The 14,370-nt window shown below is 61.2% G+C and carries 10 protein-coding genes; 2 read left to right on the plus strand and 8 right to left on the minus strand.

Features of this window, described 5'->3' with window-relative positions; translation table 11 throughout:
* Nucleotides 1-465: 465 nt before the first annotated feature.
* The 5 genes from ACZ41G_RS07840 to phoA form a co-directional block, all read right to left on the minus strand.
* Nucleotides 466-1,020 (minus strand): heat shock protein transcriptional repressor HspR, encoded by a 555-nt coding sequence (locus tag ACZ41G_RS07840; protein ID WP_321047096.1) that lies wholly within the window; start codon nt 1,018-1,020, stop codon nt 466-468.
* A gap of 74 nt (nt 1,021-1,094) precedes the next feature.
* Entirely contained in the window at nt 1,095-2,105 is a 1,011-nt protein-coding gene (locus ACZ41G_RS07845) for a DnaJ C-terminal domain-containing protein (protein ID WP_464145200.1), read from the minus strand.
* A gap of 236 nt (nt 2,106-2,341) precedes the next feature.
* Nucleotides 2,342-3,124 carry a nucleotide exchange factor GrpE gene (grpE, locus tag ACZ41G_RS07850; RefSeq protein ID WP_412171369.1) on the minus strand — a complete coding sequence of 261 codons (783 nt, stop codon included), beginning with the start codon at nt 3,122-3,124 and terminating at the stop codon, nt 2,342-2,344.
* Nucleotides 3,124-5,022: a molecular chaperone DnaK gene (gene dnaK / locus ACZ41G_RS07855; protein WP_033507082.1), complete on the minus strand. Its 1,899-nt coding sequence runs from the start codon at nt 5,020-5,022 to the stop codon at nt 3,124-3,126. Before dnaK ends, grpE begins: the two co-directional genes overlap by 1 nt.
* A 553-nt stretch (nt 5,023-5,575) precedes the next feature.
* Nucleotides 5,576-7,624, minus strand: a complete 2,049-nt coding sequence (gene phoA, locus ACZ41G_RS07860; RefSeq protein WP_412171370.1) for an alkaline phosphatase — start codon at nt 7,622-7,624, stop codon at nt 5,576-5,578.
* Between the two features lie 319 nt (nt 7,625-7,943).
* On the opposite strand from phoA, the gene ACZ41G_RS07865 reads away from it, so the two are divergent.
* Entirely contained in the window at nt 7,944-8,966 is a 1,023-nt protein-coding gene (locus ACZ41G_RS07865; protein ID WP_033507078.1) for a LacI family DNA-binding transcriptional regulator, read from the plus strand.
* A 36-nt stretch (nt 8,967-9,002) separates the two neighbouring features.
* Here ACZ41G_RS07865 and ACZ41G_RS07870 read toward each other — a convergent pair whose 3' ends face one another.
* The 3 genes from ACZ41G_RS07870 to ACZ41G_RS07880 form a co-directional block, all read right to left on the minus strand.
* A complete protein-coding gene (locus tag ACZ41G_RS07870; RefSeq protein WP_321046612.1) occupies nt 9,003-9,788 on the minus strand; it encodes a TraX family protein in 786 nt (261 codons plus the stop codon).
* 130 nt (nt 9,789-9,918) lie between these two features.
* Nucleotides 9,919-10,662: an HAD family hydrolase gene (locus ACZ41G_RS07875; RefSeq protein WP_321046611.1), complete on the minus strand. Its 744-nt coding sequence runs from the start codon at nt 10,660-10,662 to the stop codon at nt 9,919-9,921.
* A 314-nt stretch (nt 10,663-10,976) separates the two neighbouring features.
* Nucleotides 10,977-12,587, minus strand: a complete 1,611-nt coding sequence (locus ACZ41G_RS07880; protein ID WP_033507073.1) for an alpha-amylase family glycosyl hydrolase — start codon at nt 12,585-12,587, stop codon at nt 10,977-10,979.
* 503 nt (nt 12,588-13,090) lie between these two features.
* Between ACZ41G_RS07880 and ACZ41G_RS07885 the strand changes: the two genes are divergently transcribed.
* Nucleotides 13,091-14,356, plus strand: coding sequence for an extracellular solute-binding protein (locus tag ACZ41G_RS07885; RefSeq protein WP_412171371.1), 1,266 nt, complete (start codon nt 13,091-13,093; stop codon nt 14,354-14,356).
* Nucleotides 14,357-14,370 lie beyond the last annotated feature (14 nt).

The raw sequence follows: 14,370 nt of genomic DNA on the forward strand, positions 1-14,370 counted from the left end.
ATCCCCGCACAAACTCCCACATCGAGCGCGGGAGATTGCAGGGAATCGGTCATCCACCGGACAAACTCCCAACAAGAACGTTGGAAATCCGCGATTCAAGAAAAGCACCCCAGAAGCCCAAAACGGGAGAACACCGCCCAATCAGCACATCCGTGACAAACTCCCACACAAATCCGGGACATCACCGCACACCATCCCATGGCTGCACAAACTCCCACGCCAAACCGGGACATCATCAGCCACTAGCCCATCTCAAGACAATCTCCCGAAACCACCCGGGATTCGCGCCGCCCTCAAACGCCTCTACACACCCGATGCCTCTGCGCCCCGCCCAGACACAACAAAAAACCGCACACCCAAGTGGGCATGCGGTAGATGCACGATTGAATTGCCGGGGCCGTCACCGGCATTCGACGCGTAAGCGGCACGCGGGATTTCCCCCGCGGTACGGTCATGGGCACGGGTTTACCGGTACCCCCAGATGACCATGGATCGCGATGCGGAGCGTTGCGCGTCCGTCCCGCTTGACGGCAATGCACGGGTGTCCTCGTGAATATCGCGCCGCCACATACGGGCACGTCGTGAACGCTTCACTTGCATGATGCCACCATCCGCGTCAGCTGCGAAGATACTGGAATCCTTCGGCTCACGCAACCGTTTGTTCTGTCGGCGCAATTGGCGGTTTTCCTCTTCAAGCTCCAGAATCCGCGCGACACCGGCCAGATTGACGCCTCCATCCTGGCTGAGCCGCTGCGCCTGAACCAGCCGGTGGATGTCGCGCAGCGAGTACCGGCGGGCGCCGCCTTCCGTACGTTGCGGCGTGACCAGCCCCAGTCGGTCGTACTGCCGGAGCGTCTGCGGGTGCATGTCCGCGAGCTGCGCGGTATGCCCGACGGTGAACAGCGGCATGTCGATATCGAAACCCACATCGTCCGCGCCATCGAGGTCGGCACGGCCTTCGACCAGCGCTATCGCGCACATGTCGTACAGCGCGCGCACTTGTGGTGTCACCCGTGCCATAATTCCTCTCTTCATTACGAGTCGGTATGTGCCGCACGTATCGCCACGCATCGGCACATATCAATGTCAACGTCTCAGCGTCCTTCGGCGAGTTTGTCCACGAAATCGCCAGTCGCGGAGTCGAATTCCTTCGCCGCGTGTTTGATGCCCAGACCCGGCTTCGACGGCACCTGGATCTGCACGCGAGCGACCAAATCGCCGTCATGCCCGGGAACGCCATGTCCACTGAGCCTGATTTCCGTGCCGCTCGAGGAACCGGCAGGCACCTTGAACATCACGTCATTGCCGTCAATATCCGTCGCGCTGATTTTGCCGCCGCACACCGCCTGGCCGACGCTGATCGGCAGGTCCATGACGATGTCGTGGCCACGCAGCGAGAACTTCGGATCCGCCTTGACATGGACGGTGAGGTACATGTCGCCCGGCTTGCCGCCGTACAGTCCCGGCTTGCCTTTGCCGGGGATACGAATCTTCTGCCCATCTTCGACGCCCGCCGGCACATGGGTCTTGAACTGCTTGCCGTCCACGCGCAAGGAGACCGTGGCGCCTTTGACCGCTTGACGGAAGGTCAGGGTGATCCTCGACTTGCGGTCGGCACCCTGCTGCGGGCGAGGCGTCTCCTGGTATTCGCTGCGCGCCCCGCCGAACGGCGAACCTGCGCCGGCGCCTGCACCGCCGCCGAACATTGAGAAGATATCGTCCATATTCGGCTGGCCGCCCCCGGATGTCGAGAACCGGATGCGCGTGCCTCCGTTGCCGGAACCACCTCCGAACATTGACCCGAAGATGTCGGAGAATCCGGACGCGTCGAATCCGCCTTGCCCGGAGCCGCCGGCGAACCTCGCACCACCCATACCGAACTGCCTGATCGCGTCATACTTCTGACGCTGATCCTTGTTGCTCAGTACGTCGTACGCTTCGGAGATGTCCTTGAACTTCTCCTCCGCTTCCTTGGTCTTGTTCAGATCAGGATGATATTTGCGCGCCAGCTTGCGGTACGCCTTCGTGATATCGGCTTCGCTGGCGTCCTTGGAGACACCGAGGACTTTGTAGAAATCCTTGCTCAGCCATTCATTCTCAGCCATCTATGCCTCCAATCCCCATAGATTTGCGCGGTACGTGATTGCGTTTCCGCTCCTGTTGTTCCACACGTGTAATGTTTGCTTGTTTGATGCCGGGCCGCGCCAATCCGTTGAGCTGGATTGGCGCGGCCCGGCGAACGTATATCCGGCCGTCGGCCGCATCTGTCAGGAAGCGTATGGTGCCACCCGCGGGATGCACGGCGACCGGCATGGCGGGAGTATGGTTCCCGCCACTTCGGTCAGTTCTGAGGCATGGACACCACGACGCGGGCCGCCCTCACGACGCGATCGCCGATTCGGTACCCCGCCTCGACGACGGTGTCTACTGTCTCTTTCTTGGCTTCGGGATCCGGCTTCTGCAGGACCGCCTCATGCTTGGTCGGATCGAAATCCTCGCCTTTCTCGCCGAATTTCTCGACGCCGAATTTGGCGAAGGTCTTGTCGATCTTGGTGGCGACGGCCTTGAACGAATCGTCCATCTGCCCGTGTTCACGGATTCGGTCGATATCGTCCAACGCCGGCAGTAGCGAGGTGAGCACGTCCACAATGCCGTATTGGCGGCTTTGTTCGCGCTCCTTGTTCATGCGGTTGCGGTAGTTGATGAACTCCGCCCGCTCACGCTGCAACGCCTCCAAGTATTCGGCGGCTTCCTTCTTCGCCTGGCCCAGAGGGGTCAGGGAGCCGTCCTTATCATGGTCGGCGTCGCCGTCCTTGCCGTTGTCGGCAGCACCGGCGGAAGCATGCTGCGCGTCATCTTGCGCAGGTTGCGCGGCTTGCTTCTTGCCGTCTTCATCTGCGGCAGACTTGGCGTCTGACGACGCTGCGCTGCCCGCCTTGGCGGTGTCCGATGCCTGCTCGTGCGGCTGATCGGCGGCACTGCCGGCACCTACGGACTGTCCGCCCGCGGATGCCGACGCGTTCTGCTCATGCGATCCTCCGGCCTGGCCGGACGCGCCCTCGCCGTTGAGCGAGTCGACATCCGGCAGGTCCTTGAGGTAATCGTCCTTGTTGAAGTCGGACATTACTTGTTGTCCTTCTTGTCGTCGTCATCGTCCACGACTTCGGCGTCAACCACGTCGTCGTCGGAGGACGAAGCCGCACCGGAAGCCTGGCCTGCTGCACCGGCGGCACCTGCACCAGCGGCACCAGCGGCACCTTCAGCGCCCTGCTGGGCGTACAGCGCCTGGCCAATCTTCTGCGCGGAGGTCATCAGCTCGCTCTGGGCGGTCTTGACCTTCTCGATGTCGTCGCCCTTCAGGGCTTCCTTGAGGGCGTTGACCTTCTCGGTGACTTCCTTGACCACATCGTCGGACAGCTTGGCCTTGTTGTCGTTGACGAGTTTCTCGGTGGAGTAGGCGAAGGATTCGGCCTGATTGCGGGTCTCGGCCTCTTCCTTGCGCTTCTTGTCCTCGGCCTCGTGAGCCTGCGCTTCCTTGACCATGCGGTCGATCTCGTCCTTCGGCAGGGCGGAGCCGCCGGTGATGGTCATGGACTGCTCCTTGCCGGTGCCCTTGTCCTTGGCGGACACGTGCACGATGCCGTTGGCGTCGATATCGAAGGTGACCTCGATCTGCGGGACGCCACGCGGGGCCGGAGCGATGCCGGTCAGCTCGAAGGTGCCCAGCGGCTTGTTGTCACGGGCGAATTCACGCTCGCCCTGATAGACCTGAATGAGCACGCTCGGCTGGTTGTCCTCGGCGGTCGAGAAGATCTCGGAACGCTTGGTCGGGATGGCGGTGTTGCGGTCGATGAGCTTGGTCATGATGCCGCCCTTGGTCTCGATACCGAGGCTCAGCGGGGTCACATCGATGAGCAGGACGTCCTTGCGGTCGCCCTTGATGACGCCGGACTGCACGGCAGCGCCGACTGCGACAACCTCATCCGGGTTGACGGACTGGTTCGCTTCCTTGCCGCCGGTGAGTTCCTTGACGAGCTCCTTGACGGCCGGCATACGGGTGGAACCGCCGACGAGCACGACATGGTTGATGTCGCTCACGGAGATGCCCGCGTCGGACAGCACGTTGTTGAACGGCGTGCGGCAACGGTTGAGCAGGTCGGAGGTCATTTCCTCGAAGTGCGCACGGGTGAGCGTCTCGTCGAGGTGAACCGGGGTGCCGTCAGGCGTCATGGCCAGGTACTGCATGGAGATCTGCGTGCTGGTGGCGCTGGACAGTTCCTTCTTGGCCTGTTCGGCGGCTTCCTTGAGCCGCTGCAGCGCGATCTTGTCCTTGCTCAGGTCGACGCCGTACTTGTTCTTGACTTCGCCGACGAGCCAATCGATGATCTTCTGATCCCAATCGTCGCCGCCGAGGTGGTTGTCGCCGTTCGTGGCCTGCACCTGAATAGTGGAGAAGCCGTCGTCGTCCTTGCCGATTTCCAGCAGGGAGACATCGAAGGTGCCGCCGCCGAGGTCGAAGACCAGGATGCGTTCATCTTCCTTGCCCTTCTCGAGGCCGTAGGCCAGTGCCGCGGCGGTCGGCTCGTTGATGATACGCAGCACGTTGAGGCCTGCGATCTTGCCGGCGTCCTTGGTGGCCTGACGCTGGGCGTCGTTGAAGTACGCCGGGCAGGTGATGACGGCGTCGGTGACGGGCTCGCCGAGCTTCTGTTCGGCGTCCCTCTTGAGCTTCATCAGGATCTGCGCGGAAATCTCCTGCGGGGTCCACTTCTTGCCGTCGATCTCAACCGTCCAGTCAGTGCCCATATGGCGCTTGACGGAGCTGATGGTGCGATCGACATTGGTGACGGCCTGGCGCTTGGCGACTTCGCCAACCAGAATCTCACCTGACTTGCTGAAGGCGACCACCGACGGGGTGGTGCGAGCACCTTCCGCGTTCTCGATGACGGTGGGCTCACCGCCTTCCAGCGTTGCGATGCAGGAGTTTGTCGTACCCAAATCGATACCAACTGCGCGTCCCATATGTTCTCCTTTGTTGTTCTGTTATCTACGTCTTCGCTCAATCGGCACCGCCCGGAGGCCGTGCCGTTGGATGCTTCCAAAACTTGAGCCTACATCACTCAACTTTGAATGGTCGACTTTTATTCCCACATGTCACGAAAATTTTTTCCGCCCATGCAAGCGAGCCACACCGATGCCGTCAGCAAGCCAACAACACGCATGCCTGAAACGGGCCAGACCAGCTCCCCCTAACAACAAACGCCGGCCGCCCGCGCAATCGCGGACCTGCCGGCGTTGTTCGCCCCGAAGGACGTCACACACTAGGAATATGAGAAGAAGGATTCAGAGATTCCCCACGGAGCCCCGACAGGGCATCCGGATGATTTCGAGCCTGCCGTACTCGCCAAACCCGACCCGCGAAAGGCCAGTCCAGCCAATCGGCCGACCCGAATGCCCTCCGGGGACAGCGGCAGCAGCCACAACACACCGAAGGACATGCGGGGACTCCCTATTCAGTTATCGCGGCATTCGCCGGAGCTCTTTGGCGGCGCCACCGCTGACACCGCCGCAGGGCTTACTTCCGAGCGAATATGCCGCGGCGCCATGCGGCGAGCAAACCACCGGCGACGGCGAGCGCAAGCGCCATCATCACCGTGCCGAGGATGCGGGTACCGGTTTGGCCGAGGGCACCCACCAAGGCGCCGCCCAACCCGGCTTGCTGGGCCTTGTTACCAGCCTTGTCACCAGTCTTCGGCGCAATCACGACGTTGCTTGCACCGTTGCCGGTGAGACCGAACTCGGTCGCGATCTTCGTGCCGGACTGCTTGCCGGTGACGGTCAGCGTGTAGGTCGATGCGCTCGGGTCGAAGCCCTTGACGCCGTTGAAGTCGATGGTCGTGGTCTCACCGGTGGCGACGCGCACTCCGGAGACCGGGGTGTCATCGTTCGATGAGGCGAGCACGGCACCGGTTTCCGTGTCTTGCAGCTGGTAGCCGAGCACTGCGTCGCCGTTGAACCCGGCGACCTTCGCCACGCCGTCCTTGACGGAAACCTTGGCGTTGGAGGACAGCGCGTTCTGCGCGTCAGTATCGGCCGCGAGTCCAAGGGATTTGGCGATGGTGTAGAAATTGTCGGTCTGATCCGTCAAGCCGTCGACGCGAGACGCGCCGGGGCCGGAAGCCGCGATGCGCAGCTGGGTGCCGGTGTGCTCCATGCCACCGTCGTTGTATCCCCTGGAAGCGTCCTCCGCATCCGGATCGGTGACGGTCGCGGTGCCGTAAGACACGACGATCTGGGCGCCATCAACCGGAGACTTGAGGATGGTGCTGAGCGCGTAGGCCGGCGGCTCGCCGACGATCTGGCTCGTATGCGCGTGGTCAGCGGTGACGATGATCAAGGTGTTGGACAGATCGACCTTCTTCAGCGCAGCGGAGATCGCCTTGTCGAGGTCGTCGGTTTCGCCGATTTGGCCGCAAGCGTTGGCGGCGTGATCCTGCTTGTCGATGGACGCGCCTTCGACTTGCAGGAAGAAGCCGTTGCTCGAGCTCTTCGGGTTGGCTTGGAGCAGATCGATCGCCTTGTCCGTCATGTCAGCAAGCGATGCGGAGTTACCGGCAGCGTTCTTGTTGCCCAACCAGCTCGGATTCGTGGAGCACTGGATGGCGCCACGCTGCTCAGTGAGCTTCTGGGTCAGCGCCGGCGTGTCATTGAATTGGGTAGGCAGGTTGCCGTCGCCCAGAAGAGCGAGAACCGGCTGGTTCTCCTTGTAGGAGAGAGCCGCGAACGCGTTCACATCGTTTTCGACAGTCTGGTAACCGCGCTCTTTGGCCTGTTCCCACAGCGTCTTGCCCGCGTATTCACCGGCCTGAGCGGTCTGGTTGAAGTACTTGAAGCCGCCGCCGATGGTTACGTCAGCCCGCGTGTCGAGCAACTGCTCGGAAATGGAACCGATGCCGCCGTTCTGCTTGAGCTGGGCGACATCGCAGCGCTTGGCGGAATCGTCTGAGCTGCCGTCGGTCTTGCCTTGCGGACCGTAGCAGGAGCGCTGGGTGGAGTGGGATTCCAGCACTGCCGGGGTGGCGTCCTGGATTTCCGCGGTGGTCACATTACCGGTCGCCAATCCCTTGGCTTTGGCCAGCTCGATGAGGTTGAGCTGCGGGTTCTGCGAGGAATCCACGGATACTGCGTTGTTGTAGGTCTTGGTGCCGGTCGCCCAGCCAGAACCTGATGCGGCGGAATCGGTCACCGGCGTGACCACAGGCTTGCCCGCATCCTTGCTGCTGCCACCGAGAGAGAAGGTGGTGTACTGGCCAGTGCCGTTCTCCTTGGCGCCCGACAGGTTGGGCTGACCAATCTTGTCGAGTCCGTCGAAGGACCCGTTGGCACCCTTGAGGTAGTCTCGGGCGACGGTGATTTCCGAATCACCCATGCCGTCGCCGATGAACAGGATTACATTCTTCGCATTGGCGGCGCCTGCGGTCGCGATGCGCTGCGCGGCGCCATGCTGCGCAAGTTGTTCAGCGCTCTTTCCGTCTTGTGCAAGGGCAAGTGTTGGCAGAGCCGCTGCCGTGGCGATGGCGGTGATGGCCGCCACCGTCCCGGTGATGATTGCATGTCGTTTCACTTCTTTTCCTTTCCTCGACGAAAACCGCGGCAGGCCCCTGTTCGTTCGCCTGCGAGCCATGTGGTTGTTCACTCGGTTTTCGTTCCGATTGCACGCTATGCCGGCAAAGCATCGGGCAACGTTCGCACAGTCGAAGGGCATCCCAACTCTTGGTGAATTCTCAGAGAATTCGTGCTTTCTCGCGATTTTTGAAAGATGGTGGCGCAATCATCGGCGCCGAAGCTGACAACGTTTGCAAATATTATGAAACAGCTGTACAATTGCGAGACGGAATCAGCGTTGAATCTTGATGGCACGAGCATGAAGCAAAGGGGCAGGAATGGCAAAAGCTGGCATTCGAGATGTCGCCAAAGTGGCGGGAGTATCCATCTCAACGGTTTCGCGCGCCTTCACGCGCCCAGAACTGGTATCAGAGAAAACCCGACGGAAAGTGCTCAGTGCCGCGGACAAGCTGGACTTCAACATCTCCCGCTCCGCCACCGCTCTGAAAACCGGTCAGGCATACCGTGTCGCGCTCCTGATGAACGAGGAAATCACCAGCTGGTTCAACACCGAAGTCTTCGCCGGAATCAACGACATCCTTCACGATGCCGGATATGACATCTCCCTGTTTCAGCACATCGACACAGCCGAGAACCGCAAGGAGTTCTTCACCACTCTGCCGGTCCGCCGCAACGTCGACGCCGTATTCGTCAACTCGTTCTCCATCGACCCTTACGAGGTCGAACAGCTCAAACGCATCCACGTCCCGATCATCGGCATCAACACACCGTCCGCCTCGAATTTCGACGCCTCCGTCAGCATCAATGACGAAGAGGGCATGTTCATGGCGGCCCAGCATCTAATCAATCTCGGGCACCGTCACATCGTGTACACGTGCTCGGAACCTGCCAAAGGCATCACATCAAGCATCGACGACCGCGGGCGCGGATTCATACGCGCGTGCAAGGCCGCCGAGCACAATCACGACTTGCAATGGCAGGTATTGTCCGTCCCCCGCGGCCGTGCGTTCGCCGATTCCGCGCTCACGGCGCTGCTTGCGCTCGACGAATTCCCGGATGCCATCTGCTGCCAGATGGACATGATGGCCATTCCGCTGGTGCTCAAGCTCGAGCATTACGGCCACTTCACGCCGAAGGACTACTCAATCATCGGCTTCGACGATAGCCCGTACGCCGACACGATCAATCTGACCACCATGCGGCAAAATCCGCGCGATATGGGACGAAACGCCGCCATGAAGGCGCTCAAGCTCATCGCCGACGAACCGTTGGACAACCCGCACGAGACAATACAGCCCCAGTTGGTGCTGCGCGGGTCAGACGCCGTGTTCAAGAAGTAACGGCAGCGCAGCTCGGCGGTTCACACCACCGGCAGCTCACATCACCGGCAGCGCGCACAACAGCAACGTCACCGGGTACAACGCGTAGAACACCCACTTCGTCCACGGATGGCCGTACCCCAGTTCGTCGCGCCGCGTGTGCAGCATCGCCACGCCGACCGCCGGCATGATGAAGAACACCGCCCCGAGCACACCTGCGGTCATCATCATCGTGTTCTCGTGCGCGTCCAACGCGTAGAACACCAACGCCATGCCGATGAGCAGCACACCCATATTGAACATGCCTTGGCGCAGACCGACATGCAGGAGCAGCGCCCAGGCGAGCCCTGCGGCGGCAACCAGCACGATGGCAGCCCATTTCGCCACACCTTGTAGGTTCTTGCGCACCCAGTCGACCGCCGCGATCACGATCAGCGCGATCATCAGCGCGAACACCGGGTTCTGCGAGTTCATATCCCAGACTTTGCCAGATGTCGCCATATCGTATGGAACTTCGGAGATGATGGCGAGCGCCAGCAGACGTATCCCGTATTGCACGACGCTATGCGTGTGGCGATACCCTTGCACCAGCAACCACGCGTACAGGGGCACGGCGGTCCAGGAGACCACTTCGCAGATGACCAGAACCGTCATCGCGACCATGTCGTCGGATCCGGGCTGATACCCGAGCATGGACGGCAGGATGGTCGTGCCGATGGTGGCAAGAAGCACAAACAGCCACCCGACGGTTTTCACGCGGAATGTCGTCATTCCCCGCCGGCGGTTACGCCCTCCGCGCGCCGCCTGATTGTCCGCGTACTCCTCCGTCACGGTGTCTTCCATATCCGGTTTGCACCACCTATCCGTCAGTCGTGTCCATGACTCCGGCGGCGTGGCCTGAATGCCACGGCCGCCGGCAACTGGGGGACATTATCCCATACAGTACTGGAGGCCGTCTGCAAATGCGGCGTTTTCACTCGCCGAGCACAAAAGCGGTCAGCGCACCGTAATCGGCGCCGTTGAGGGAAAGCACCGCCTGTTCGCAGATTTCAGGATCGTCCTGGCGCGAAATCGCGGTGTGCAAGTAGACCCCGTCGATGCCTGCAGAGGCAGCACCTTGGATGTCGCACCGCTCCTCGTTGCCGACCATCAGCGCGCGGTCAGGCGTCGTGTACTCGTACTCCAACGCGCGCAGGAAGAACTTCGGCGATGGCTTGCGCATGCCTTCCTCACTGGAGATGACAATGCGGTCGAGGGCCTTGTTCAGTCCGGTCACCTCGATTTCAGGACGCGTATAGCAAGCTTGCGCATTGCTGGCGAGCACAGTGCGAATGCCGGCTTCACGCAGTTTGCCGAGCATCTCGAGGGCGCCGGGGTACAGGCCGAACTTGCTGGTACTGGCCTTGCGGAACACCCACGCGGCCTTCGCAGCGAGCTGCGGCGAAGCCATCGAACCGCCGGCCGCATACAAACGCTGGAAGACCGGAAGCACGTCTGGTTCCACCCAATCAGGGTGTTCCGCGCCCTTGCGCGCTTCCTGAACGTTGACCGCATTGAGCTGGTCGAAACTCGCCTTCAAATGGGCTGCGTCATCGTAATGGGCGCCCGTGGCGTCGAGGAACTCCCACAACTCCTGCCACGGCTTCGCCGCCTGTTCGTCCGTGTGGATGTCAATCAATGTCCCGTACAGGTCGAATAGCACCACCTCGTATCGCATAGTCACGCTCCTCGCTCCTCCAAATCATGTGCTTTGCAGTACCCACCAGATGACGGACGTCGTGACGGCCCGCTTCAATTCAACCGGTTTTCCTGCCATTGTACGCAGAACAATGATGCCATGACGCGTATATGGGCGGTTTTGTGGAATGACGGCGGGCGGATGCATGTTAGGTCCGAACGGCACCATGCGCCAGACCACGCTGGCACACTGGCCGAACTGTGCAGCATACCGCCGGGACCTGCGCATCCGCCCACAATCGGACGATCAAACGGCCAATAACAGCCGAACGGTCGCAAACAACCAAGCAACCGTCACACGTGTACAATCACGAAACTCTGCGGCCCCAAGGTCACTTCGCTACCGCGCGCCTGCGCATTGCCCAGACACAGCAGCACGGTCGGGTCATTGGCCTTATCGCCTTGCGCGGGGACGGTGATCGTTTCGGCATTCAGCCCCGGGTTCATCGCGACGACGAGACGCTCCGAACCGTCTTCCGCCACCCGCGAGTAGGCGAAGGACCGCCCCTGCTCGGGTTGGGCGAGCACGACGAGCGGCGCCTTGGCCCGCAACGCGCGATGGTCGGCACGCAACGACAGCAGAGCGCGCACCCATGCGAGCATGGAATCGGTCTCCCGCTCCTGTTCGGCCACGTTCGGCGCATCCTCAGCCGGGTCGACCGGCAGGTAGAGCGAATCCGAGTCCGCGCTGGAGAATCCCATGTTCTTCGACCTGTCCCACTGCATGGGCGTGCGGCTGCCGGTGCGCGCGTACCCGCCTTCCTTGGTCGGCAGATCGCGGTAGCGCATGCCGATTTCGTCGCCGTAATAGATGAACGGCACGCCCGGCATGGTCAGGAACATACCGAACGCCACCTGCTGCTCACGTTTGGTCAGACGCGGCGCGAGACGCGGCGTGTCGTGATTGCAGGTGATGAAGCAGAAATACCCTTTGCCGCGGATCGCCTGATACTGCGGGATGTACTGGCTGAGGAACTCCTGCACACTTCCGCCGCCCTTGGCACTGAAATAGCTGTGGTCATCCGCGGTGTCGAGCGCATTGTCCGTGTTCCGCGCGAGCAGGTTGTAGCCGTTCGGATTGCCGCCGAAACGCCAGTCGAGGTAGAAGTCCATATCGAAACCGGCTTCCAGGGCCTGTTCGGGCACACCCCACTCGGAGACGAAAGCCGCCTGTGGGAATTCGGATTTGATGGTGCCGAGCATCTCCTGCCATGCCTTGATAGTCTCCGGCTTGTCCTCACCGTCGTTTTTGACCAGCGAGTTCGCCATATCGACGCGGAATCCGTCGCAGCCGAGCCCAAGCCAGAAGCGCATGACGTCCACCATCGCGTCCCTCGTAGCCTTCGCCGCGGCCGAATCGGTGGAGGACTGCCACCGCCGGTCACGCTTCGCAAAGCCGTAGTTCAGTGCAGGCTGGCATTTGAAGAAGTTCAGGATATATGTGGCGTTGCGTTCGCTTTCCCCGCCGATGAACGGCATCGAGTAACCTTCGAACGCGCTGTCGGTCCAGATGTAGCGGTCGGAGTACTCGTTGCGTTCGGCGCGCTGGCTTTCTTTGAACCACGGATGTTCCTCGCTGGTGTGCCCGGGCACAAGGTCGAGCAGCACGTGGATGCCGCGCGCATGCGCCTGGCGGAACAGCTCGACCAGATCGTCGTTGGTACCGTAACGCGGGGCGACCTTGCGGTAGTCTCGCACGTCATACCCGGCGTCCTTGAAAGGCGAGTCATAGCAGGGGTTGATCCATAACGCGTTGCACCCCAGCGAGGCGATGTAGTCGAGCTTGCCGGTGATGCCGGGAATGTCGCCGATGCCGTCGCCGTTCGTGTCGCAGAAACTCTGCGGGTAGATTTCGTAGAACACGGCTGTATCCAGCCATGCCGGCCGCGTGAATGTTGTCGTCATGTCGTTCCCTTCTTTCTGGCTTCCGCCATCCGGCCTGTCTGCCTTGCCGGTACAAGGGCGGATGCCGCGTATGCGACGCTGCGCACGCTTGGGGATGCGCCTTACCAGCACGCACCCGTCTGTGTCTGTTGCACCACTGTGTTCAGTAGTTCAGCAAACGCTAGCACACGAGATGCACTTCGACACCCGCAGACGGTGCAGACATCTCAGAAGGAGTCAAAAACCGCATAATATCAACCCGTAACCGTTGTACCAAAATCATTTCGCCGGGTCCCCACCGCAAAAAGACACGCGAAACCGTGAAATTTGCATCGTTTTTTGCGAACGTATGCAAATCCATGTATACTGTGTTGTGGTTCGGAGGTACGCAACAATCCGCCCACTTCGGTGAGCGGGCGTGCATCCGGTCAGATAGCCCGAAGGGGCAGAAGGCCGGGTGCGGACCGCTGCACCGAAAACACACTCGCTCCGCGAAAGCGGGGCGGAATTTTAGGAGGTCAAGGATGACATACATGAAGAAGATTCTGGGCGTCACCGCCGCTGTGGCGATGCTGCTCGGAGCGAGCGCCTGCGGTTCCAGCAACAATGGCGGCACTGCAGCGAAGAGCACCCAGGCAATCAAGCTGACCGTGTGGGGCCCGTCCGAGGATCAGGCGAAGTCCAGCTCCTGGCTGCCCACCATGGAAAAGCAGTTCGAGAAGGCTCACCCGGAGTACAAGATCACGTGGAAGAACGCAGTGGTCTCCGAAGGTGACGCAGGCACGACCGTCAAGCAGGATCCGTCCGCCGCAGCCGATGTCTACATGTTCTCGAACGATCAGCTCGGTACCCTGATCGACGCCCAGGCAATCGGCGAGGTTTCCGATGACGCCAAGGCACAGATCAAGAAGCAGGACGACGCGGCTGTCATCAAGTCCGTCACCGGCACCGATGGCAAGATCTACGGCGTTCCGTTCACCGGCAACACCTACTTCATGTACTACAACAAGTCCAAGTTCTCGTCTGACGACATCAAGTCCCTCGACACCATGCTCCAGAAGGGCAAGGTTTCCTTCAACCTCGGTAACTCCTGGTACCTGCCGGCCTTCTACACCGGCGCTGGCATGACCCTGTTCGGCAAGGACAGCGCCACCGCCAAGGACGGCGTGAAGATGGATTCCGCCGCCGCGACCGACGTCACCAAGTACCTCGTTGACCTGGTCAAGAACCCGAACTTCGTCGTAGACAACGACGAGGGCGCCGGCCTCGCCGCCATGCAGAACGGCACCGTGGACGCCATCTTCTCCGGCACCTGGTCCGCTTCTGACGTGAAGAAGGCCCTCGGTGACAACTACGCCGCAGCCCAGCTGCCTTCCTTCACCACCTCCGGTGGCAAAACCTACCAGATGAAGGCGTTCTACGGCTCCAAGGCAGTCGCTTTCAACCCGAACTCGAAGTATCCGCAGGCTGCTGCTGAGTTCGCCACCTACCTCGGCTCCACCGAGGCTCAGAAGGCCCACTACACCATGCGTCAGATCGTCCCGACCGACAAGTCCCTGGCTTCGACCTACAAGAACGATCCGGCTGCCGTGGCTCAGAACGACACCATCGCGAACACCTCGACCCTGCAGCCGACCATCGCCGCGATGGGCAACTTCTGGGATCCGTGCAAGACCTTCGGCACCGCCATCGTCAACGGCGATGTGAACGCTGGCAACGCTCAGGCGAAGGCTCAGGCTTGGCTCGACGGCTACAAGAACATCGCTTCCGCCAGCAGCAGCTCCAAGTGAGCAGGCTCGCGTAA

The sequence above is a fragment of the Bifidobacterium porcinum genome, assembly GCF_055378475.1.

Coding starts and splice junctions, on each gene's coding strand:
- grpE (WP_412171369.1), bottom strand. CDS start 3,124: ATGTCCGACTTCAACAAGGACGATTACCTCAAGGACCTGCCGGATGTC.
- ACZ41G_RS07865 (WP_033507078.1), top strand. CDS start 7,944: ATGGCAAAAGCTGGCATTCGAGATGTCGCCAAAGTGGCGGGAGTATCC.
- ACZ41G_RS07845 (WP_464145200.1), bottom strand. CDS start 2,105: ATGGCTGAGAATGAATGGCTGAGCAAGGATTTCTACAAAGTCCTCGGT.
- ACZ41G_RS07885 (WP_412171371.1), top strand. CDS start 13,091: ATGACATACATGAAGAAGATTCTGGGCGTCACCGCCGCTGTGGCGATG.
- ACZ41G_RS07875 (WP_321046611.1), bottom strand. CDS start 10,662: ATGCGATACGAGGTGGTGCTATTCGACCTGTACGGGACATTGATTGAC.
- ACZ41G_RS07840 (WP_321047096.1), bottom strand. CDS start 1,020: ATGGCACGGGTGACACCACAAGTGCGCGCGCTGTACGACATGTGCGCG.
- ACZ41G_RS07880 (WP_033507073.1), bottom strand. CDS start 12,587: ATGACGACAACATTCACGCGGCCGGCATGGCTGGATACAGCCGTGTTC.
- ACZ41G_RS07870 (WP_321046612.1), bottom strand. CDS start 9,788: ATGGAAGACACCGTGACGGAGGAGTACGCGGACAATCAGGCGGCGCGC.
- dnaK (WP_033507082.1), bottom strand. CDS start 5,022: ATGGGACGCGCAGTTGGTATCGATTTGGGTACGACAAACTCCTGCATC.